21 protein-coding genes and 2 pseudogenes are annotated in these 19,824 nt (G+C 45.7%); 15 read left to right on the plus strand and 8 right to left on the minus strand.

What is annotated here, in order from left to right; all coding sequences use genetic code 11:
- Position 1: 1 nt before the first annotated feature.
- From QUE34_RS01685 to QUE34_RS01730, 10 genes are all read left to right on the plus strand, one after another.
- Positions 2–1,063 carry a hypothetical protein gene (locus QUE34_RS01685; RefSeq protein ID WP_286338912.1) on the plus strand — a complete coding sequence of 354 codons (1,062 nt, stop codon included), beginning with the start codon at positions 2–4 and terminating at the stop codon, positions 1,061–1,063.
- Positions 1,064–1,065: 2 nt separating this feature from the next.
- The gene (locus QUE34_RS01690) at positions 1,066–1,407 is read left to right on the plus strand and encodes an STY1065/STY2022 family phage-derived protein (protein WP_032216971.1); all 342 of its coding nucleotides are present in this window, start codon (positions 1,066–1,068) and stop codon (positions 1,405–1,407) included.
- A gap of 168 nt (positions 1,408–1,575) precedes the next feature.
- Positions 1,576–2,148, plus strand: coding sequence for a hypothetical protein (locus QUE34_RS01695; RefSeq protein WP_032216972.1), 573 nt, complete (start codon positions 1,576–1,578; stop codon positions 2,146–2,148).
- 1 nt (position 2,149) lies between these two features.
- Entirely contained in the window at positions 2,150–2,566 is a 417-nt protein-coding gene (locus tag QUE34_RS01700) for a type II toxin-antitoxin system YafO family toxin (protein WP_023565512.1), read from the plus strand.
- A 42-nt stretch (positions 2,567–2,608) separates the two neighbouring features.
- Complete coding sequence (locus QUE34_RS01705) at positions 2,609–3,364, plus strand: Gp138 family membrane-puncturing spike protein (protein ID WP_032216973.1); 756 nt, start codon at positions 2,609–2,611, stop codon at positions 3,362–3,364.
- A complete protein-coding gene (locus QUE34_RS01710; protein ID WP_001270634.1) occupies positions 3,364–3,717 on the plus strand; it encodes a contractile injection system sheath initiator in 354 nt (117 codons plus the stop codon). The genes QUE34_RS01705 and QUE34_RS01710 overlap by 1 nt, the downstream gene beginning before the upstream one ends.
- Positions 3,717–4,916: a baseplate J/gp47 family protein gene (locus QUE34_RS01715; protein WP_238064397.1), complete on the plus strand. Its 1,200-nt coding sequence runs from the start codon at positions 3,717–3,719 to the stop codon at positions 4,914–4,916. Before QUE34_RS01710 ends, QUE34_RS01715 begins: the two co-directional genes overlap by 1 nt.
- Positions 4,913–5,593 carry a baseplate wedge 1 family protein gene (locus QUE34_RS01720; RefSeq protein WP_089582186.1) on the plus strand — a complete coding sequence of 227 codons (681 nt, stop codon included), beginning with the start codon at positions 4,913–4,915 and terminating at the stop codon, positions 5,591–5,593. The genes QUE34_RS01715 and QUE34_RS01720 overlap by 4 nt, the downstream gene beginning before the upstream one ends.
- On the plus strand, positions 5,593–6,240 hold the full coding sequence (locus QUE34_RS28385) for a gp53-like domain-containing protein (protein WP_096985277.1): 648 nt from the start codon (positions 5,593–5,595) through the stop codon (positions 6,238–6,240). The genes QUE34_RS01720 and QUE34_RS28385 overlap by 1 nt, the downstream gene beginning before the upstream one ends.
- A gap of 1 nt (position 6,241) precedes the next feature.
- Positions 6,242–6,682, plus strand: coding sequence for a tail fiber assembly protein (locus QUE34_RS01730; RefSeq protein ID WP_032344430.1), 441 nt, complete (start codon positions 6,242–6,244; stop codon positions 6,680–6,682).
- Here QUE34_RS01730 and QUE34_RS01735 read toward each other — a convergent pair.
- A complete protein-coding gene (locus tag QUE34_RS01735) occupies positions 6,654–7,256 on the minus strand; it encodes a tail fiber assembly protein (protein WP_116298538.1) in 603 nt (200 codons plus the stop codon). The genes QUE34_RS01730 and QUE34_RS01735 overlap by 29 nt on opposite strands.
- Positions 7,256–7,708 carry a phage tail protein gene (locus QUE34_RS01740; protein ID WP_286338973.1) on the minus strand — a complete coding sequence of 151 codons (453 nt, stop codon included), beginning with the start codon at positions 7,706–7,708 and terminating at the stop codon, positions 7,256–7,258. Before QUE34_RS01740 ends, QUE34_RS01735 begins: the two co-directional genes overlap by 1 nt.
- Positions 7,709–7,737: 29 nt before the next feature.
- Here QUE34_RS01740 and pinE point away from each other — a divergent pair, with 29 nt between their 5' ends.
- Together pinE and QUE34_RS01750 are read left to right on the plus strand one after the other, a co-directional pair.
- A complete protein-coding gene (gene pinE / locus QUE34_RS01745) occupies positions 7,738–8,292 on the plus strand; it encodes a site-specific DNA recombinase (RefSeq protein ID WP_286338913.1) in 555 nt (184 codons plus the stop codon).
- A 332-nt stretch (positions 8,293–8,624) separates the two neighbouring features.
- The gene (locus QUE34_RS01750; protein WP_053897774.1) at positions 8,625–9,923 is read left to right on the plus strand and encodes a hypothetical protein; all 1,299 of its coding nucleotides are present in this window, start codon (positions 8,625–8,627) and stop codon (positions 9,921–9,923) included.
- A gap of 193 nt (positions 9,924–10,116) precedes the next feature.
- Here QUE34_RS01750 and QUE34_RS01755 read toward each other — a convergent pair whose 3' ends face one another.
- On the minus strand, positions 10,117–10,791 hold the full coding sequence (locus QUE34_RS01755; protein WP_286338914.1) for a hypothetical protein: 675 nt from the start codon (positions 10,789–10,791) through the stop codon (positions 10,117–10,119).
- A 178-nt stretch (positions 10,792–10,969) separates the two neighbouring features.
- On the opposite strand from QUE34_RS01755, the pseudogene QUE34_RS01760 reads away from it, so the two are divergent.
- A pseudogene (locus tag QUE34_RS01760) lies at positions 10,970–11,155 on the plus strand (tail fiber assembly protein); the annotation flags it as partial.
- 290 nt (positions 11,156–11,445) lie between these two features.
- On the opposite strand, the gene QUE34_RS01765 reads toward QUE34_RS01760, so the two are convergent.
- The 5 genes and pseudogenes from QUE34_RS01765 to QUE34_RS01785 form a co-directional block, all read right to left on the minus strand.
- Complete coding sequence (locus QUE34_RS01765; RefSeq protein ID WP_286338915.1) at positions 11,446–12,825, minus strand: RES family NAD+ phosphorylase; 1,380 nt, start codon at positions 12,823–12,825, stop codon at positions 11,446–11,448.
- Between the two features lie 474 nt (positions 12,826–13,299).
- Positions 13,300–13,502: pseudogene (locus QUE34_RS01770) on the minus strand (integrase); the annotation flags it as partial.
- Positions 13,503–13,510: 8 nt separating this feature from the next.
- The gene (locus tag QUE34_RS01775) at positions 13,511–13,651 is read right to left on the minus strand and encodes a helix-turn-helix domain-containing protein (RefSeq protein ID WP_001424131.1); all 141 of its coding nucleotides are present in this window, start codon (positions 13,649–13,651) and stop codon (positions 13,511–13,513) included.
- Positions 13,648–14,118, minus strand: coding sequence for a hypothetical protein (locus QUE34_RS01780; RefSeq protein ID WP_000201186.1), 471 nt, complete (start codon positions 14,116–14,118; stop codon positions 13,648–13,650). Before QUE34_RS01780 ends, QUE34_RS01775 begins: the two co-directional genes overlap by 4 nt.
- Positions 14,119–14,464: 346 nt before the next feature.
- A complete protein-coding gene (locus QUE34_RS01785) occupies positions 14,465–17,674 on the minus strand; it encodes a hypothetical protein (protein WP_103253298.1) in 3,210 nt (1,069 codons plus the stop codon).
- A gap of 316 nt (positions 17,675–17,990) precedes the next feature.
- Between QUE34_RS01785 and QUE34_RS01790 the strand changes: the two genes are divergently transcribed.
- Both QUE34_RS01790 and QUE34_RS01795 read left to right on the plus strand, forming a co-directional pair.
- Positions 17,991–18,773 carry a type IV toxin-antitoxin system AbiEi family antitoxin domain-containing protein gene (locus QUE34_RS01790; protein WP_198600491.1) on the plus strand — a complete coding sequence of 261 codons (783 nt, stop codon included), beginning with the start codon at positions 17,991–17,993 and terminating at the stop codon, positions 18,771–18,773.
- Complete coding sequence (locus QUE34_RS01795; RefSeq protein ID WP_032302488.1) at positions 18,760–19,680, plus strand: nucleotidyl transferase AbiEii/AbiGii toxin family protein; 921 nt, start codon at positions 18,760–18,762, stop codon at positions 19,678–19,680. Before QUE34_RS01790 ends, QUE34_RS01795 begins: the two co-directional genes overlap by 14 nt.
- The last annotated feature ends 144 nt before the right edge of the window (positions 19,681–19,824 follow it).

The following is a 19,824-nucleotide window of genomic DNA, read 5'->3' on the forward strand; positions in this document are numbered from 1 at the left end:
CATGACACAGAACTGGATGAGACATTTCGAGCTGCAGCTTGTGGACGGGAACGGTCAGGGAATTGAGCTAAGTGATTTCAAAGTCACCTTTACGATCGACTGGTTCAACATCAGCAGCGCGTCCCGGGTAGGGACTATCAAAATTTATAACCTCTCGGCAGATACTGTGAACCGAATTACCGGGCAGGAGTTTTCGAAAGTGCGTCTGATTGCGGGTTACGACGGTATCGCGCCGGAGGTGTCGGCAAGCGATGTCGGGACCGTGCGGGAGGTTGATGCGGCGGACGTGGGCCAGAGTGATGGCCGCAACTACGGACTGATTTTCAGCGGTGAAATTCGCTACTCGGTCACAGGAAAAGACAGCCCGGTTGATTCCTACGTCCTGATTCAGGCAGCCGATACAGATCTGGCTTTTGCCACCAGTATAACCTCACAGACGCTGGCTGCCGGTTACACGGTCGCTGATGTGAACCGTGCGCTGATGAAAGACTTCGAAGCCAAAGGCGCGACCGAAGGCCTGACGCCTGAAATGCCTGCTACCGTATTCCCTCGAGGGCGGGTGCTGTTCGGCATGACACGGCATCTTATGGATAACGTGGCCGGACAATGTGGCGCAACATGGCAATTCGTGGACGGTCAACGCCAGATGGTGGCGAATAACGAATATGTTCATGAAGCGATTGTGCTCAACAGCGCTACCGGGCTTATTGGCATGCCGCAGCAGACTATCGGTAACGGCGTAAACGTCCGCGCGCTTATTAATCCGAACATCCGGGTTAACGGACTCATTCAGCTGGATCAGGCTTCCGTGTATCGTACCGCCTTGTCGAACAACGATATTGCGATGGCTGGTGGTCAGATCACCGACCAGAACACGGATGGAAATATCACGCTAAGCGGCACCACATCGCAGCCTGCCAGCATCGCAACGGATGGCGTTTATATTGTGCGCGGGATTATGTACACTGGCGATACAAGGGGCCTGGCGTGGTACATGGATATGATGTGCGAAGCGCGTGGCGCGGCGGATCTCCGCACTCAGGACTCGCTTAACCGGGGGTAAATGTGAAAGCCTTAGCCATTTTAATTGTTGCCTTTATGTCATTTGGGGCATCTGCAAGCGGTTACACCGCTTATTGTGGACCTTACACCATCACTGCAAGGTTGGGGGAAATGGACATGATTAACGGTGAACGCGTCACATCTCAGAAAATTACAAATCTTGGTGCTGATGGCATTAAGATTGATATGGGGCTAATGCCTGCCAAAGACGGCAACAACTACGGCTTTGAATACATTCGTCGTCCGGGTACCGAAACGCGCTTCCTGAACGTCCAACTGCTGCAGAACAGCATGGATGCGCCGAAAATCATCGGCTCTTTCCCGTGTAAAAAGGTTTCTGGTTAACCAAAAGTTACATTTCTGCATAGTGTTGAGTTTGTTCACATTCACTAAATAATGATTTTTTATCGCTTGCTAGGTGGTTGCATGATCACTAAACTTTGCGAACTTTTAGCGCTCAGCTAACTTTGAATAAGTGGTGTATAGTCGTTTAAAACGACAGAGGGATTGGGTATGGCGATTAGCTACGCATTTGCGCTGGCAACAATTACACAACAAATGAATCAGGTTCAGGAAGCTGTTAACGGTGCTTTCAAACCCCTGATCTCTAATGCTTGTGAACTGCCACAACGATTAGATGCTGAAGAGGCATTTCGTCGTTGTACCGCGATTGCTGCACGCGCTCAAGAAATCGAAAATACCGCGAAGGAAGGCATGTCTCATCTCGAAGCTTTTCGAAATGGAAGAATCATTGTTGATGAGCTTCCGGAAGGGTTTTTATCCCATCTCGAAGGTCTTGCCAAGGCATGCCGAAATGCTAAAGGACATTTAGTGGATATGTTCTCTGAAGCGGAAAGGTCCCCTATGTGGCAAGGCCATCTGCAAATGTTGCGCCCATTAAAACGCAAATATGTTCGTGCGTTGACCGCCGTCGAGAACACTGCAACTCAGTTGGCCGCTGAAGTTAGGCAATCGCAGCCTTTCCAGGCTGAACTCTTGTCAGATAATGTTACCCGTGAAGAGGCGATTGAACTGATCTCAACATCGCATAAGATGCTGGGAGCCGACGCCCCTAAATGGATGTGACATGGCAAAAGTCAGTATCACGGGAGAATTGCGTCATTTAGCTGCAGCACATAAGTATGCTCAAATGCTTGCCGATTATATTTCAAAGGGTTCCCAGTTCTGGTGTTTTGGTTCGTTAGGCGGTTTTGAACGTAACTATGATGCGATGGCTGCCAACATCAGGAAAATTCACTTAAAGCTACCTGGCGATAAACCCTGGCCTCCAGAAGCATCTCTGAGTGAACGGACATGTGATAATTTTTTGGTATATGCTCAGCATCTTTATATCGATGAACACTATCAGATATTGGCAATCATCAGCCCAAACGCTCATCAGCAAGCTGATTCGATGCTTCCCCGGCTGATAAAATTAGCAGAGGAAACCTTCATAGAACTTCCTCCTGATGAACTCGAAAAATTGAAAACCTACGATTCATAAACCCGCCACCCGGCGGGTTTTTTGCTTTCTGGAGCCTACTAAATGGCAGTATCTGACCAGACCCGCAGCGGCGACCTTGCTGAAACATTCAAATCTGAACGGGAAACAACAAAGAACCAGATCCGAGTCGCTTTGCCTGGCATCGTCCAGTCATTCGATCCTGACGCTGTGACGGCGGTTGTGCAGCCTTCTATCCGTTCGGTTGAAACGGATAACGACGGCAATCGCGTTACCAAAAATTACCCGCTGCTGGTGGATGTGCCGGTGGTATTCCCACGCGGCGGAGGCTGTACGTTGACTTTTCCGGTAAAGGCTGGGGATGAGTGTCTTGTCGTTTTTGCCGATCGTTGTATTGATTTCTGGTGGCAGAGCGGCGGGATACAGGAGACGGTTGATGACAGAATGCATGATTTATCGGATGCGTTCTGTATCGTCGGTCCGCAGTCTCAGGCGCAGAAAATCAGCGGAATCAGCACCAGCGCCGCGCAACTGCGTACTGATGATGGCGCTGCGTTTGTGGAAGTGGCCGCAGGCCATAACATCACGGTTAAAACCCCCGGCGCGCTGACGGCGACAGCAGAAGGAGGAACCACGATCACATCACCCACCATCACGCTAAACGGCAACGTGACAATAAACGGGAATCTCTCTCAGGGGATGGGCGAAAGCGGCGGCACCGCGACGATGCTTGGCCCTGTCACGGTGACTAACGATGTAAAAGCTGGTGGTAAGAGCCTGATGACGCACACGCACGGCGGAGTACAGACCGGCGGCGGTAACACAGGAGCGCCTAACTGATGCGATACAGACGTGAAGACGCCGATGGCGATTATACCTTTGGCAGCGGTGATGACACCTGGCTGATTAACTCACCGGAGGCCGTGGCGCAGGCGGTAAAAACGCGATTCGAATTGTGGTATGGGCAATGGTTTCTCGATACCACCGAAGGGACTCCGTGGATCCAGTCCGTACTCGGTAAGCAGAAGCCGGAAACCTACAACCTGGCGATCCGTAAGCGCATCCTCGAAACGCGGGGCGTTAAATCAATCCTCTCTTTCAATACGACGGTGGATACCACGACCCGACGTGTCATGTTTTCCGCTGAAATCGACACTCTTTATGGAATAACGACTGTTACATCGGAGGCGTAATGGCTCTGAACCTTGATTCTCTTGGTTTATCTGCAAAGGTAACCGCAGAGGGGATCAGTGCGCCTGATTATCAGACGATACTCAGCACCCTGATTAGCTATTTTCAGCAGATTTATGGCAGTGATGCCTACCTCGAACCGGACAGCAAAGACGGCCAGATGGTGGCTCTGATGGCGCTGGCGATTCATGATGCCAATAATATGGCGATAACTGTCTACAACTGTTTTTCACCGGCAACCGGCTATGGGGCTGCACTGACCAGTAACGTGAAAATAAATGGTATTTCACGTAAAGGCGCGACGAACTCTACGGTTGATTTGCTTCTTACAGGAACTGCCGGAACAACCATCATTAATGGCAGCGTGAAAGACAGTAATAATGTGATATGGCGTTTGCCTGCTTCAGTGGTGGTCGGCGTGGATGGTACAGTGATGGCGACCGCAACATGTTCCGTCAGTGGTGCAGTGGCGGCGCTGGCTGGAACTATCACTGAAATTAATACGCCAACCCGTGGCTGGGTTTCGGTAACTAATCCTGCTGCGGCTACTGTTGGCTCTCCGGCAGAAACTGATGCTGAGTTACGTATCCGCCAGTCGCAAAGTGTTGCGTTGCCATCAATAACCCCATTTGAAGCACTGGATGGTGCTGTTTCTAATGTTACCGGTGTAACCCGCCACAAACTCTATGAAAACGATACTGGTTCGGAGGACGGTAACTGGTTACCGCCACACTCTGTTGCTGTAATTGTGGATGGCGGTGATGTGACGGATATTGCTCAGGCTATCAGAGGGAATAAAGGCCAGGGGACAGCCACTCACGGTACAACATCCGTTACGGTTCCGGATAAATACGGCAATCCCCATGTAATCAAATTCTCGCGTTCCAGTGATGTGCCTGTTTATGCCCGGATTAAATTAAAAGTTTTTACGGGTTATACCTCACAGATAGGGCAGCAGATCCAGCAGGCTATTTCCGACTATATCAATAGTTTGACGATTGGTGATTCGGTCCTTTTAAGTCGCATTTACTCACCGGCGAATCTTGGCGTGGTGAGTGGCGGGAATGCACGCTATTACGATATTCAGGAACTGACGATTGGGAAATCCCCGGGGGCTTTGTCGTCATCAAACATTGATATCAGATACAACGAATCTGCGTCCTGTACCCCGGAAAATATCGTTATAACGGTGGAGTCATGAGCAAATACACCGAACTAATCACGAACTACCACGCCACCAAACCTAAATTTCTTGCGCATGTTGATCTGATGACCCGGCCGCTTATTGATGTTGCGGCTGCCACCAGAGGGCTGATTACTGCATTTGATATTGACTCTGCGGTTGGTGTGCAACTTGACATTCTGGGATTGTGGATCGGACGTAGCCGTGTTGTCAGCCAGCCTATCTCAGGTGTCTATTTCAGCTGGGATACCGACGGGCTTGGATATGATCAGGGGGTATGGCAGGGACCATACGATCCTGATTACGGATACATGTACCTCAGCGATGAAACTTATCGTGTCATTCTTAAAGCGAAGATTGCGATTAATAACTGGGATGGACGGAATGATTCGCTTCCGGCAATTCTTGACGCTGCAACAGCAGGATCCGGGCTGCGAATGCAGATAGTCGATAACCAGGACATGACGATATCGGTCTGGGTCTTTCCTGATACTGATATTTCAGATGTATCGCGTGAGTTAATTGCGGCAATTAAACAGGGGTATCTCACAGTAAAAGCTGCCGGGGTATGGGCGGGTGGCATTGAAACACCTTCGGTGGAAACCCCATCGGAAGGCTCAAAATTTTTTGGTTTTGATATGGATAACGAATTCATCAGTGGTTTTGATGTAGGAGCATGGGGAGTATTACTCTGATGGCGAAAAATGACTTTAAAGCGTTTGCAACTGATCGGAATGCCAATGTTATGTCGCAGGAGGAATGGGAAGCGTTGCCTGCGCTTTTATCCGGATTTACAGCAGGGAAAGCATCCAGTGCGCAAGTCAATAAGGTTATTCGGCAGGCCAGCTTTATTGCTGCAGCTCTGGCCCAGTTTGTAAGTGACAAAACGCAACGGGATGTGCTTGATAATGGTGATCTGCCCGGTTTTGTTGAATTGCTGGGATCGGGGTTTGCTGTTGAATACCTGAGCCGCAAGAATCCGTTTGGTGATATCAAATCGGACGGCACGGTGAAAACGGCTCTCGAAAACCTTGGTTTAAGAGCAAGCGGGCAGTACACCGATAATTTGTTATTTACAGGTCCTGATGGTCTTAAGATTCAGGTGTTTCGCCGGACGCTCGCAAATTTGACTACTGTCGGTGTAGTAAATTCTGTGCCAGTGACTTTCCCTGTCCCGTTCCCTGTTAATTGCTGGGGCGTTTTTTCTACCAAATTAACATGGGTTCAGATAACTAACTCATGCGAGTGGGTAAGCAATACAGGATTTACCGCTCAGGTCATGATGAATATTGCTGTAAATACAAACACCTCAGACGCTATGTTTTTAGCTATAGGATATTAATATGAATCGTTTTGTGTTCAGTCCATCTGAGTCCCGTTTTTATGCCATCGAGTGGCAGGCTGATTATGTTGATAATAATTGTTGGCCGCATGATGCCATTAACGTTAGTGACAGCATTTATTATGAGTTTTCCGGCACTCCCCCTACAGGTAAGCAACTTATAACTTTAAATAACATGCCATCATGGGGTGATATTCCTCCACCTACACGAGAAGAATTAATTGTCACCGCTGATGTCGAGAAGCAAAAAAGAATAGATTTAGCCAATGATTACATGAACGGTAAGCAATGGCCTGGTAAAGCAGCTATTGGTCGTCTGAAAGGTGAGGAACTGGCACAATATAATTTGTGGCTGGATTATCTGGACGCACTGGAGCTGGTCGATACCGCCAGTGCGCCAGATATTGAATGGCCTACGCCTCCGGCAGTTCAGGCCAGATGACATCCGGCGCGGTGCTGGTATCTGTTGCCGTCACCGCGTCAATGTAATCCAGCACAGCGTTAAGTCGGGTGGTTTCTGCCTGCGTCAGCTTCCGTCCGGCCTGTAGTTTCAGTTGAATCAGACTAATGGAAGCCATTGCTGCATCAATAAGTGACTGGCGCAGTGCTTCTGCCGCGTCTACTGCGGCATTATGCTGTGCCTCAGTATCTGTCACCCATTTCTCACCATCCCATTTATCGTATGGCGTTAACGGGGCGATAGTGGTTGTATTATCAGGGTAATCACCCGGAGCTGTGATTTCTTTTGATTCTCCTGTTTCGGTGCTAAAGACGATTTCACCGCGATGGTCTGGCACATATTCCCATGAGTTTAAATCCATCGAACGGCAGATAGCATAACCAGCTTTACGTGTAACTGGTGCATCTAAACAGGAATATGCAGGGATACCGACACCAATGGCAAGATATTCATTTGAAGTAGAAATATATTCCCGAGTTTTACCATCATAGTTATAGACGATAATATTCCCCGCCTTCGTGGCAATAATCTCGCTATTTAATACGGCGTTATCCATTATGCAGCCCTCACGATATAGTTAAATGCAATATTTCGTGGACGGGTTTCGCTCCCGCCATATGATGATGTAAATCCCGAATATGCCCGGTGTCCCGCATCCGTCGTATTAGCCCAGGAAGGACCGCTAGAAGTATAGATGGCCCCATTGTAATCATGGCCGTGTGCCTCAATGCTCCCGTCCTGAGCAGACAGGAGAGTCCGTCCTGAATCAATTCCTCTTCCATCATCCCATCCACGAATAAACTCACCACGGAGATCAGGTAGTTTCCCTGATGGATATGCTGTAGCAAGATGGGGATATTTCACCTTATCAAAGGCAGCACCGTTGCATTTCAGCCAGCCTGTTGGCGGTGTGACTGAAGGCCATGGAACAGGCACACCAACAGGTAATGCAGAGCCTTCTCCCAAACCAACGTTTATGAAAATGAAGAAATAACAAGCAAATGGCATCATTCCTGCTTTTACCAGGGGGATTTAACATGCTTATTGGCTATGTACGTGTATCAACAAATGACCAGAATACCGATCTACAACGTAATGCGCTGAACTGTGCAGGATGTGAGCTGATTTTTGAAGACAAGATAAGCGGTACAAAGTCCGACAGACTAGGACTGAAAAAGCTGCTCAGGACATTATCGGCAGGTGACACGCTGGTGGTCTGGAAACTGGACCGACTGGGGCGCAGTATGCGGCATCTTGTCGTGCTGGTGGAGGAGTTGCGCGAACGAGGCATCAACTTTCGTAGTCTGACGGATTCAATTGATACCAGTACCCCAATGGGGCGCTTTTTCTTTCATGTGATGGGTGCCCTGGCTGAAATGGAGCGTGAACTGATTGTTGAACGAACAAAAGCTGGACTGGAAGCTGCTCGCGCACAGGGACGAATTGGTGGACGTCGCCCCAAACTTACACCAGAACAATGGGAGCAGGCCGGACGATTAATTGCAGCAGGAATTCCTCGCCAGAAGGTAGCGATCATCTATGATGTTGGTGTATCGACACTGTATAAGATGTTTCCGGTCGGAGATAAATGAAACCGCAGGCTCGTCGTATGCAAGAACGTGCTGCGGCTGGCTGGTGAACTTCCGATAGTGCGAGTATTGAATGATTTACAGCCGTTATTGATTTTACATATTTTTTGTATGAAAGGATTAGCGCCTCCTCCCACCGATCCTCCATGACTTTACGCCACTGTCTCTCGGACTGCTATGTGCCAGGAGCGGATGCGACCCATCGGCATGTTTTAGTCGTCGCAAGCAAATCATAACGGTTAATTGTTGAGTAGATTTTTCATGTCAATTTATATTATTGTAGATAAGTCTGATAAAAATTTCAGTCACATCCTCTTGGATAATAAGGAAGTTATATGAAAGCTCGTTTAATACCACCGTACGAAAACTACACTGGCAATGTTTTATGGCGAAAAGAGGATTTTATTAATAAAGTCGACGATATCTCAACATCTCTAAAAAAGTTAAGAGATATGGGATATTGGGCCAGTGCCTATCCTGAAGGAGATGGCATTACATTTAAATATACCAAGGATAGTTATCAAAAAAGCAGTATCGAAATTCTAGAAGACTTCTCAATATGCTTTGAGTGGGTAGAAATAGAGTTAGCTAAATCAAGAAGCTCTAACCTAGAATTAGCTGAATTAGAGGGTAAAAACAAAAATATGGAGTGCATAGTTATTGTGCCGATTGAGAAGATTTTCATTCAGGAAACCATCGAGATCGGAAAGTATATTTTTTATTGCGGAAGACAATTTGATGAAGAGTCACATAAGCGATTATCAGAGCAAGATGGTTCGTATATACAGTTTAACTGTGACCTACCATATATTGATTTATTAAAACTTAATTCAAGCATTGATCATAACAACCATGTTATAAACATGTGTTTATCTATAGCTGAATATGCGCTTGATTTAGTCAGATTTTCTCACAGCTCATTTACACGTATGGAATATACCCCTAATCCTGCAGGTCAACGCTCTGACGGATTTTATGATGTAGAAATCATTCCTCGTGAGAGGACTCATCTTAAACCAATTAAGATAAGTGGAATATCAAGACCCCTTGCTGTGAGTAATAATTGGCTAGGCCCTCAGGTTGACAGCTTGTATTACCCTGGGTTGCAATATTTATCTTCTATCTACGATGGAGTCGTTGAAAATGAACTTTCAAAATTAGTTAGCTCCGTAGTTAGGGCATGTAGGCAATCTTTTTATTCAATTGGCGCGGAATCACAATTTCTAAACCTAGTCTTTGCACTTGATGGTCTTGCTAATATTGACCCAAATTGGAAAGGATGGAAGCAAAGGACCTACATTGCAGCACTTACATGTAATAACTCACTAATCAAATTTAAGAAAAACCTAGAAGTTTATGACGAGTTATATACTGACGTAAGAAACAAGCTTGTTCATGATGGTAAAGATTTTTACGAACTTAACGTCAACGCGAACGAATCCTCTGAACAAATCTTTAAGTATATTAAGATAATTATAATACTCATCGAAAGTAACGGCTTTTCCACTTTGCAAGAATTGAGAGATTATGCAGTTCACCTACTTCAGCAGGAGGATTATAGAACTGCTTCTGTTGAGATAATTGACAAAGTATCTCTTTTAAGAGGAAAAAAACCTAATTATCCTTCATGGTGATTAAATCAACGTGCTAATTAATTTTTAATATAACTTCTGCTCCTCGCTCTCAGCGGACCTTCAGCTCAGTGATATCGTCCGCTCTGTGCCAGGAGCGGACGTTACTGACATCACAATGTGTTAATCAATGGAGAGCAGGTCACCATAATGTCATGGGTATCGCTGGTGATATGATCGCAATACACGACAATTATTATTTAATGATTTTAAAAAGTTCATTGTAGCTACAACCTTTGAATATTTCGAACTGATCATGGTAATTTGAATAAGCGCTTGCCATCATTCCGATATAACTATCCCATGATGACTCAGAAACTACCCTTTCACCACGCTCTAATTCATCAATTAAAATATAAATGATATTAAATTGTGCAACAAGAGCAGTGTAGGTGGTGATGAGATTATTTAGAAGGTCTGAATGATTAGGTTTGATTTTCCACAAACCAAAACTATCCCGAATTGCAACTAATTCGAATCGTAAATCTTTTGACTCAGAAAGTAACTCCCTCCCACTTGTAGTGAGATGCTTGTAGAGTATGGGGTTCTCACTTTTTATTCTTGGCTGTATAGAAATAAGTGATTGATAACATTGATTATTTAAGTCCTTTGATCGAAACATGCTGTCGATGAACAATGTAGTTCTCTCGAAAGCCTTTTCTGATTTTTTGTTTTTAATCCATTCATTTACCCTTGTTAATGCATAAATCGCTAGTCCAAGTGTTATTGTTGAAACTGTTGCAGTAATTGTTGATGGTTCAATTTTTTTAAAAAACCAGATATCAATCCATGCAAAAGAGACTGAGCCGAGATACATAAACAACATGTGACTCGCGAAGTATTCCCAAACACCTTTTAAATAGCTTTTCATGTAGATCCTTAACATTTTCTTAATTATATTTTATGGTGGTATTTTTGTTAGTATCGGCATGGATTAGAAATAGTTGATACTTTTATGCCCTGAGAGCATGAAAACTGGAAAAGCCTTGCTCATGATATAAATAGTGTTAGTTGCCACTGCTTTGGAAGTTATCCTTTAAATGGGCTATCGGAAAGCCAGACTTCTAGCAGATGCTGAATCCGTGATTTTGCCGCTGGAGCGCGCTGTCAGGCTGAATATGGCAACAGATGAGGAGCGCAGTCGACTGGAGGCATGGGAACGCTACAGCGTTCTGGTCAGTCGTGTGGATCCTGCAAATCCTGAATGGCCGGAAATGCCGCAAGAAGTTGTATGAGCTCTGGTGTGAGCTTACATATCTATGGCACAGAGTAAAGCCTAATCTGACAGTCCGCTCTGTGCCGAAGCTAGCAAAGCCATGGTCCTTTCGCAGCAAGTTGCGTAAATAAGGCGTTTTTATCTCTTGAAGCATTCTACAAAGCCAACTCCTCGCTCAAACAGACGTGTCTGTTCAGCAATCTGCCCGCTTGGTATCAAGGGACGCCAGTAACGCGATACCGGGTGAATTCCTTCCTTAACTGCCCTCACATCATCTTTAATAATAGTTTACCCTGATATAACGGATGATCAGAAGTCAATCAGGTCATCGAATTTCTGAGGTGGCTCTTGTTTTCGAACGCTATCTCCCTGATGAATCTCCGTCTCACTTGTTTGGTATTTTACACCAGTAATTTTATGATAAGTCATACTGTTGGTTTTCAACAGTAGTGCATCATTTTTGTCATGCGATGATGAAAATGAACCCATATGTCTCGGTTTTATTTGTTCCTCAACTATCAACTGAATTTCCGGAACAAAAGCATACTGGTCATCTTCGATGTGTTCATACATCTCAACATTATATCGGCGAGATTTATCTGCGGCATGCCTGACGCCGGAAGACTTATTAAACAGAACGACATTATATCCTATCTCAGCATCCTCACCGTTGGCATCTACCTGGGTAGATTTAAAGCTGACACCATCAAGCTTAAATTTATTTCGGTCACCTAGGTAATCGGCAACCACTTGGGTGATGAGGTAATCACTGTCCTGCCTTTTTCCAAAAGTAGGAAGCGTCAACTTACGGGAAAGCGTACTGAAAAAAATCGCGCGCTCACTGGTTTTGCGAGTCTGAGGATCAAATTTACTACCTGAGCCGAAACTAATCGAGTCAAGGGCAGAAATGTCCAGCACTTTTAGCTCGCGTAACGGTACAAAACAGGCCGTTACTACAATACTGCCGACGGGCGGCCTTACTTCAGCAATTGCCAAATTCACTGAGGTTGCACCGTAAAATACTGAAATCCCCTGTGCGTTCATACGGCCCGAGCGAGCCAAAGTTGTTGGGGGAGGTCCAAAATTTTTCTCGGGATGCTCCAAGGCTTGCTTTACTTCCTCTTGGTCCTCAAAAACCCTTGCACGAAAAAGATGAACCTCATCGGTCAGAGTTTTTATCGGTGAATTACTGTCTCTGTTTTTTAGTTTATCGATATCACTGAAAAGTGAATCTAGGAAATCATTAACTTCACGGTTAAAATATCGTGTTTCTTTCATAAGGGAGTCAGTGGCTTTACTCCAGGTATGCGCAAGCTCTCCGCTATAGTGATTTATGTGCCGATAAAGAAACCCGTCATTATACCGGATGTAGTCATAATCGTTATGCGGATTATATTCATCACAAAGAAATTCATAAATATCTTCAGCTACGTCCCATTCGACGCCCAGTTCTCCGTAGATGACATCCTGCGCGCTATCACCGCGCCCGGAATCATAGATATCCTCATATATATCATAGTAGTACTCAAAAACCTCATTCATCATCTTGAGAATATATTTGAGGTGGATGTTTTTACGCTTCCTTTTGCAGTAAGAGCAAATCTGAAAATTATTTCCAGTTTTTATTATATGCTGCATGACATATTTATCGTTCACGCATTTATGACAAATATACTTATCTTCCCACATTTTTTACTCACTCATCATCAGCTGATACAAGGTCACTTTCCTGCAATTTTATAATTAAATCAAGCATAAAAACCCTCTTCACACCTTAATGCTTTCAGTGTGAAAATAATTAGTGGTGCACTGTACTGATAATAATTACGAACTTCCGCTTATCGCTCATAACAGACATTCACTACAGTTATGGTAGAAGGTATGTATGCTGATTGGGGAAAGTGTGAAAGAAAAGAAGACTGCTGCGCTGTTTGTCGTCACCTTTATCTTCATTGGCTATGCAAGTCATAATACAAGGTGGGACAAAACTGAGACACATAAGGCCTCACAATGGCTTGCAAGGCTTTACATGTTTTGATGTGGTGGGACGTGTGAGCGCAGTGTTGATGGGGTAATACTTTGAATTAGAAGCGGATTCTTATAATTCGTAATGCGAAGGTCGTAGGTTCGACTCCTATTATCGGCACCATTTAAATCAAGTAGTTACCCCATATTTAAATACACCACGCTTCCTCCTGTGCCGTATTTGTGCCATTGCGACTTATGATCGTGCCGATTTTGCTTGCGTGCTCGGTGAGATGCCCGGCTGAAAGGTGAGCGTATCTCTGAACCTTTTTGAGAGTTTCCCATCCTCCCATCTCTTTAAGTGCAAGAAGAGAGACTCCGGACTGAACCAGCCAGCTTGCCTTTGCTATCAAAGTACCTTGAGGACCAGATGATTTCTGGCGATATTTACAGCGCTTCCGCAATGAGTTTTTCTCTGTGCCGCCAGAGGCGTTCCCCGCTTTTTCAGCACCGCAATAATGTCGGCGGAATGCCAGTCCTGTTGCATCATGCGGCCACCTCGCTGATAAATTTTACGCCGTCGGCGGTACGCATCCAGCGCGGGGCTTTGAGTCCTTCCGTGAAATACCAGACCAGCTCACACAGCAGCCCGGTCAGGGTTTGCTCCATTTTTGGTTCCGCCGGACGTTCCAGCAGAAGCTGGAGTAGTGCGAGGCAGTATTCGCACAAGGAATCAGGTTCGGAAATAAAGTGCTCTGGTGTGGCGGGAAGGGTATCCACGGTCAGGCTTTCGGTAAGATGCGGTGGGATGGGGTCGTGTAGTGTGGGTTGCAATAGCGCAAGAGCCGCGTGAAGCCGCCCGCAGAGCGCCAGTCGTAGCGCGGGATCGTCGGTTTCAATCAGGGTTTCGGCAAAGCGGGCGCAGTAGTCAGCAAGGACAGTGAAATCCGTGGTGGCATTGAAGGGGACGGTCAATAGATCGAGTAAATCGCTGTCAGTGGTGAGGATTGTAGCCATAGGGCAACCTCCGATAAGTGGGTGTTCAAGCCACCACCGGAGAGGCTAATCTCGCGGGTGGTGGAACCGGGCAGGGTTAGCCTTACCAGCCTTATCGGACACTGGCGCGTCTTGCGACGCCCCCGCCCGGCCCACCATTGAGGTGTAACCGTGCGAACAACACAAAAAAAGACGCTGGCGCGTCATGTGTCGCCGATAAGATTTCTTCAGGAGGCTAATCCCGACGCCTGATTTTGCAGGCGCGGGAGAAAGATACTGCGATTGGTCATGAGTGGCAAGAGCTACATCATGTTTACCGACATCTCACGCAAAAATACCCTGATTATTAATAGCGAAAATCAGTTTCTTATTTTGGCGGTAGCTTTTTGCGGTTCTTTGCCAACTGGAATCCTTCAGGTAACGGTTTGAATTTATCGCCGCCTTTAGGCCAGCGTTTTGCCCTGCTCTGAAATGCCCTTAACGAGTCGATATCCAGCGTTGCAGCGACCACAAAGTCATTATCACCGCCCTTCACACGAGCAATATCACGCATAAAGGGTTCTTTTGCCGGGGAACGTACGCGACTATCGCCGTATTTTCGGTTATTCACTAAAATAGTATAGGCATGAATATCCAGCGCTGCTGATTCAATCAACGATGCAAACGTATCTAGATCTTTATTCCAGCTCAATACCATTAATGCATCGAGTGCGCCCTGAAAACGGATCCTCGCTTTACTATTCTGGAGTTCAGAGCAAATCATAACGCCAAAATTGACGCCATGATGAATATATACCGGCTTACGTTGTTTAACATTAAGTGTCGAGTCCCAAGACTTACCATAAGTTGAAAATAATGCCTCATCTTCACCTACGGCGGGTTCCAGCTTGGGTTGCCATATTTTGACACTCGCTGGATAGCCGAGTCTGTTATCTGAAAGGACAAGTACGGCCTCACTCTTCAGTTGATTATCGTCTAAGTGGCGGTATTCTGTTCCCGCAATTAGACTGATACCCGCCGAACTCAAACGATCAGCAATACTGTTAACCCAGCGTAACGGGATTGAAAGCTCAGGGAATAAAACATAATCAGGTTTAGGAGATAGTTTCAATGTTGCATTAACCAGTTCAGAAATCCGCTGGTACCTTGAACGGGACAAGTTAGATTTATTGCAGGCCATTTTAGCCCAGTCGTCCTCCTCTGTTTTAATGCTGGTTAGCGCAACGACAACTTTATGTTTCCTGTCTGTGCCAATATGAATGAATTTCTTAGGCCGAGCTTTTTTTGTCGCTTCATCTGAGTCCTGCTCCGATGCTAGCAACGTCGGTTTGATCCATACTCCGCGTAATGCTTGAGTATATTTTGCCCAAATGGTGGACGGTCTCTCATCTGGTTTTTTGTCGGATGTGGAGGGTAATCCAACACATTCGGGGGCCAGTTCTGATATTTCAGCGGGTGTTAAAGGACGTGTAGGGAAAATGTAAGGTAGGTAACTTTCGTTCTTACGATTTCCTTTAGCCACTTTTTCCAGTCGGGTATTCTTGGTTGATTTCAAAAATAGCTTAATAACGTCAATATCAATAAGCGATGAGTCGCTCATTAATTTCAGTATTTTAACTTCTTTTTTACTATCACGCTGATTAACAAGTTTTTCTGCCGACTGACTCTTTACGATCTGTTTATAAGGTTCCTTTGCTAAATCAGCTCGAGCTACCAATGGCGCTTTTAAATAAAAATCTGCTGAATCAAAGCGAAGATCCAGTAAATCCTTTAGATTCGTCAGACTTTGTGAAATATGATTAAAAAATGTATCCGCAAGGCACTCTTCTTTCTTTGAACGTTTATCAAGAAATAATCTGTCAGGACTGTAATATCGTGTCGCTGCATCAACAAATAGCCAGCTTAATGTGCCTTTTATACAGCGCCAAAGATCATTTACTGCTCGAGTTTTGCAACCATTTATATTCACTTCCTTACCTGAAGTAATCACCGATGCCAACAGGTTGATGGATTCGTAAGCTTTAAGTACAATTGTTTCCGCGTGCTGCCATTCATTCATACTGATAGCAAAGCCAAGCAGCCTTGGCAGATAACTAAAATGTGCAAATAGATTATCAGCCCTAAGAATATGGTTGTAGGCAAACTGATAAAACTCTTCCCGCTGTTCTTTCCATTCACTTGGAGGCAGATCTCGTGCCAGTGTTTCAACGTAGCGTAATTGCAGTGACCAGCCCAAACGACGAATGGTTAATCCATCTGCACGGCGCAGAGTATCGGCATTTTCACCTACACTACCGGCAGCGGAAAGGACTTTAGCTGCGGTTGAGTGTTCCAGTTGATCCGGTGAAGGCATCAAGCGGTGTTCACTAGAAAGCTCGTAGATCTCCTTTTCGATACTGTCGAGCAGGTCTATTCCAGCCCTCCCTTGAAGCACGAAAAGTTTTTGCTTATCGGATTGTAACTGGATGGTGGTCTTACCCTGGAAATGCTCGCCCTGCTGTATTTGCCATATTTGTTTTTGCTCGTTTTTCAAATAAACGCAATCATTGCCAAGCCTATCTTGCAGCAATAACATAAATTCGTGATTATTAGTAATTTTCCCTGTATCGCGTATTACAAGGAACATATCATCGACATAACGACCGTAGTGAATTGGTGATAGTTTTTCAATGACTAATTTATCCCAATGGTGTAGCAATATATTTGAAATGATCCGACTGGCTGTTAATCCAATGACCAGACCACCATTAATAACAGGTGTTTTGTACGCTATTTTCTTTCCAAATGCCGCTGCGCCGTCAGACCAGTGCTTTAAGAATACTGCTAACTGTGCAGTAAACGCTTTTTCATCCTCAGTCAGTTTTATGTTTAGTGTGTTATAGAGATCATCAGAGGTTATAGCCAGTGGATCAATAAAATGATAGTAACTTTTTAAATCCAGTGAGGCGGCGATAATGTCACGATCTTTTTCCAACTCGTCACGTATAGCTTTTAAGCCATCACCACGCCATTTTTGGTAGGGCTGGAAGTAGGGGCTAAAAGAACCCACTGCACTGATATGGAATGGATTATCCTGCTCATTGCTAAATAATTCATCATTACGAATACGCTTTAGCCGCGCGCCATAGCAACAGTTATCTAAGCTGGCATCAAATTTATGCCCGACCATGTTAATCCATAGTGCAGAGATAATGTGACTATCAACCGGGAAGTCACCAATAATACGAAACTCTGGTATCAGATCAAAATTATTAAATAAATGGTCGGCTGCTCGTTTAGGATTAGAAAAGTGGACGTGTCCATTTTGGGATTCATGTTTTTTCTTTGTGGTTAATTTTTTCGGTAACAAACGAAATTTGCCAATCAACTTCTTATTGCTACTGAATCCATCTTCGCTCTGTAAAAGATCTAAGAGTTTTTGCAGGTTTTCAAGTAATTCCTGCTCATACTCGGCAAATTTGATAGCAACAGGAAATGTATTCTCAAAGAAGCTATCGGCTTTTGCTTTCCGGTAAGCGACCAGAAGGTCTTCAATCGTCAGATCATCCCAGCCAGTGAAAGTTGCCTGATATGTCATGCGTTATCGTCCTTAGATTAAAGTCTGTACAGAATTAGCCAGCCGTTTCATGCCCGAAGGAGGTGCTCTTGACACCAGTAATCCATCAGTGAGGCTGGCAATAATTTTGATTTGTATCCATGTTACACGCTCCCCGCAACCAGTCCGAGCATATATTTGTCACATTTTTCCCGAAAGTGATTAAGTTTGAATTTTTTGTTTAATGTCGAGTTTAAGTAGACAAAATGAGGAATAAGTAAACTATTTCTTGCTGTGGCGTATCCCTTAATCTACACTAGTTTATATATTATTGTTAATGTCTATTCAGAGGCGACATTTGCCAAACTATCTAAACTGGCTGATGCAGCATACACTACCCGGTCAGGTGCTGCTCCAGTCATGGCTTACCCGCAACGGCGTAGATCGTAAGCTTTCTTATCTCTATGTTCAGAATGGCTGGCTCAGGCGCATCGCTCACGGTGTGTACTTCCGGACGGGCCGTGAGCCGGATTGGGTAGACGCGGTTTACTGCCTTCAAACACAGTGGGAAAAGCCTGTTCGGGTGGCGGGGCTAACCAGCCTTGCGCTTCAGGGCCATGCGCACTATACCGAACCGGGTAAGCCGCAGGTCTGGCTCGCGCTTCCGGCTTACGTTAAGCTGCCGGGATGGTTTGCTGCCTTCGAACAATCTGCAACATTTATCACGCTGTATACATCGGGGCTTACCGTAGATGTAACGTCATTGACTACGGAACTGAAAATTGGCGACCGCCAGTTAGCAGGCAGTGTTCCGGAACTTGCCGCGTATGAGATCGCCTGCGGCGTTCCTTCGTTGATCTCGTTCGAACATGCCGATGCTCTGTTTCAGGGGTTGAATCTTCTCAGCCCACGCAAATTGCAGGCACTGCTTCGCGCCAGTCATTCGATTAAAACCAACCGGGTGATGCTTTACCTTGCCCGGCGTAATGGACACCCTTATTTTCAGTATCTGGATCAAAGCGGTATAGAAACAGGTACGGGAAAGCGGCAAATCATACCTGGTGGCTGGCTGGAGCCGGATTATCAAATTACTGTTCCATGCGAATTTAAACCGGAAGGAGTCGAAGATGGATCTGCGTGATAGCTATACCCGGCAGGTCAAACTGTTGATGGCCGCTCTGCCGCATGTGGCGAAGGAGTCCTGTTTCGCATTAAAAGGCGGCACCGCAATCAATTTGTTTGTGCAGGATTTTCCCCGTCTGTCGGTGGATATCGATCTGGCGTATAAGACTTTTGCGGATCGCGATACCGATTTGACGGCGATCAACGACTCTTTGAAGAGAATTACTGCATCGCTGAACAGTAAACCGGGGATTACCGCGATTCGGCAGGAAAATAAAACGGATGAAAAGCGCATCATTGTGAATACGGCTGATGCCCAGATTAAGATCGAGGTTAGTCCGGTCTGGCGTGGGCTGTTGTTGCCTCCGGCAGAAATGTCGGTGTGCGAACGTGTGGAAATGGAGTATGGCTTCACCACTATGAGTGTCGTTTCGCTGGCGGATCTTTATGGCGGTAAAATCTGCGCAGCGCTTGATCGTCAGCACCCGCGCGATCTGTTTGATGTGCTGAATATGCTGGAGAAACCGGGACTGATGCGGGAGATCTTTGACGGTTTTCTTTGTTATCTGGCAGGCCATCCCCGCCCCATTGCCGAGTTGCTGGCCCCAAACTGGGATACAGAGCGGATCACGACGCTGTATGCTCAGGAATTTTCGGGGATGACTCAGCAGGAAACGTCGCTGGAATCGCTGCTGTCAGTAACGACTTTGCTGCCGCAGGCGTTGAAGTCACATCTTACGGATCTGGATCGCGAGTTCTTGCTCAGTTTTAAGCAAAACAGCCCTGACTGGTCGCGGTATCGCTATCCTGAAATTCAGCATTTTCCGGCTATTCGCTGGAAGCAACGTAATCTGGCGGTGCTGAAAGATAAAAATCCGGCGAAGTATGTGGCGGCGGTGAATAAGCTAGAGAGGGTGCTGGCGTAATCAATAGACCAGCATTAATCACAGATGATTACCAATCAGACAGAAATGGTTAAATCGTCGAATTCATATTTAATACGTTTTCTTACGCCGCTGAACAACTTGAAAAGCAGGAAGAGGATGCATATTTTAAATATCATTGAAGTG

This window comes from Escherichia sp. KS167_9B (assembly GCF_030295215.1).
In the GTDB taxonomy this organism is placed as follows: Bacteria; Pseudomonadota; Gammaproteobacteria; order Enterobacterales; family Enterobacteriaceae; genus Escherichia; species Escherichia coli_F.

Excerpts from the sequence above, each read along its gene's own strand:
- QUE34_RS01710 (WP_001270634.1), top strand. The coding sequence starts at position 3,364 with ATGCGATACAGACGTGAAGACGCCGATGGCGATTATACCTTTGGCAGC.
- QUE34_RS01775 (WP_001424131.1), bottom strand. The coding sequence starts at position 13,651 with ATGATGCAACAGGACTGGCATTCCGCCGACATTATTGCGGTGCTGAAA.
- pinE (WP_286338913.1), top strand. The coding sequence starts at position 7,738 with ATGCTTATTGGCTATGTACGTGTATCAACAAATGACCAGAATACCGAT.
- QUE34_RS01730 (WP_032344430.1), top strand. The coding sequence starts at position 6,242 with ATGAATCGTTTTGTGTTCAGTCCATCTGAGTCCCGTTTTTATGCCATC.
- QUE34_RS01685 (WP_286338912.1), top strand. The coding sequence starts at position 2 with ATGACACAGAACTGGATGAGACATTTCGAGCTGCAGCTTGTGGACGGG.
- QUE34_RS01785 (WP_103253298.1), bottom strand. The coding sequence starts at position 17,674 with ATGACATATCAGGCAACTTTCACTGGCTGGGATGATCTGACGATTGAA.
- QUE34_RS01695 (WP_032216972.1), top strand. The coding sequence starts at position 1,576 with ATGGCGATTAGCTACGCATTTGCGCTGGCAACAATTACACAACAAATG.
- QUE34_RS01795 (WP_032302488.1), top strand. The coding sequence starts at position 18,760 with ATGGATCTGCGTGATAGCTATACCCGGCAGGTCAAACTGTTGATGGCC.
- QUE34_RS01705 (WP_032216973.1), top strand. The coding sequence starts at position 2,609 with ATGGCAGTATCTGACCAGACCCGCAGCGGCGACCTTGCTGAAACATTC.
- QUE34_RS01715 (WP_238064397.1), top strand. The coding sequence starts at position 3,717 with ATGGCTCTGAACCTTGATTCTCTTGGTTTATCTGCAAAGGTAACCGCA.
- QUE34_RS01755 (WP_286338914.1), bottom strand. The coding sequence starts at position 10,791 with ATGAAAAGCTATTTAAAAGGTGTTTGGGAATACTTCGCGAGTCACATG.
- QUE34_RS01780 (WP_000201186.1), bottom strand. The coding sequence starts at position 14,118 with ATGGCTACAATCCTCACCACTGACAGCGATTTACTCGATCTATTGACC.
- QUE34_RS01740 (WP_286338973.1), bottom strand. The coding sequence starts at position 7,708 with ATGCCATTTGCTTGTTATTTCTTCATTTTCATAAACGTTGGTTTGGGA.
- QUE34_RS28385 (WP_096985277.1), top strand. The coding sequence starts at position 5,593 with ATGGCGAAAAATGACTTTAAAGCGTTTGCAACTGATCGGAATGCCAAT.
- QUE34_RS01765 (WP_286338915.1), bottom strand. The coding sequence starts at position 12,825 with ATGTGGGAAGATAAGTATATTTGTCATAAATGCGTGAACGATAAATAT.
- QUE34_RS01720 (WP_089582186.1), top strand. The coding sequence starts at position 4,913 with ATGAGCAAATACACCGAACTAATCACGAACTACCACGCCACCAAACCT.
- QUE34_RS01735 (WP_116298538.1), bottom strand. The coding sequence starts at position 7,256 with ATGGATAACGCCGTATTAAATAGCGAGATTATTGCCACGAAGGCGGGG.
- QUE34_RS01750 (WP_053897774.1), top strand. The coding sequence starts at position 8,625 with ATGAAAGCTCGTTTAATACCACCGTACGAAAACTACACTGGCAATGTT.
- QUE34_RS01700 (WP_023565512.1), top strand. The coding sequence starts at position 2,150 with ATGGCAAAAGTCAGTATCACGGGAGAATTGCGTCATTTAGCTGCAGCA.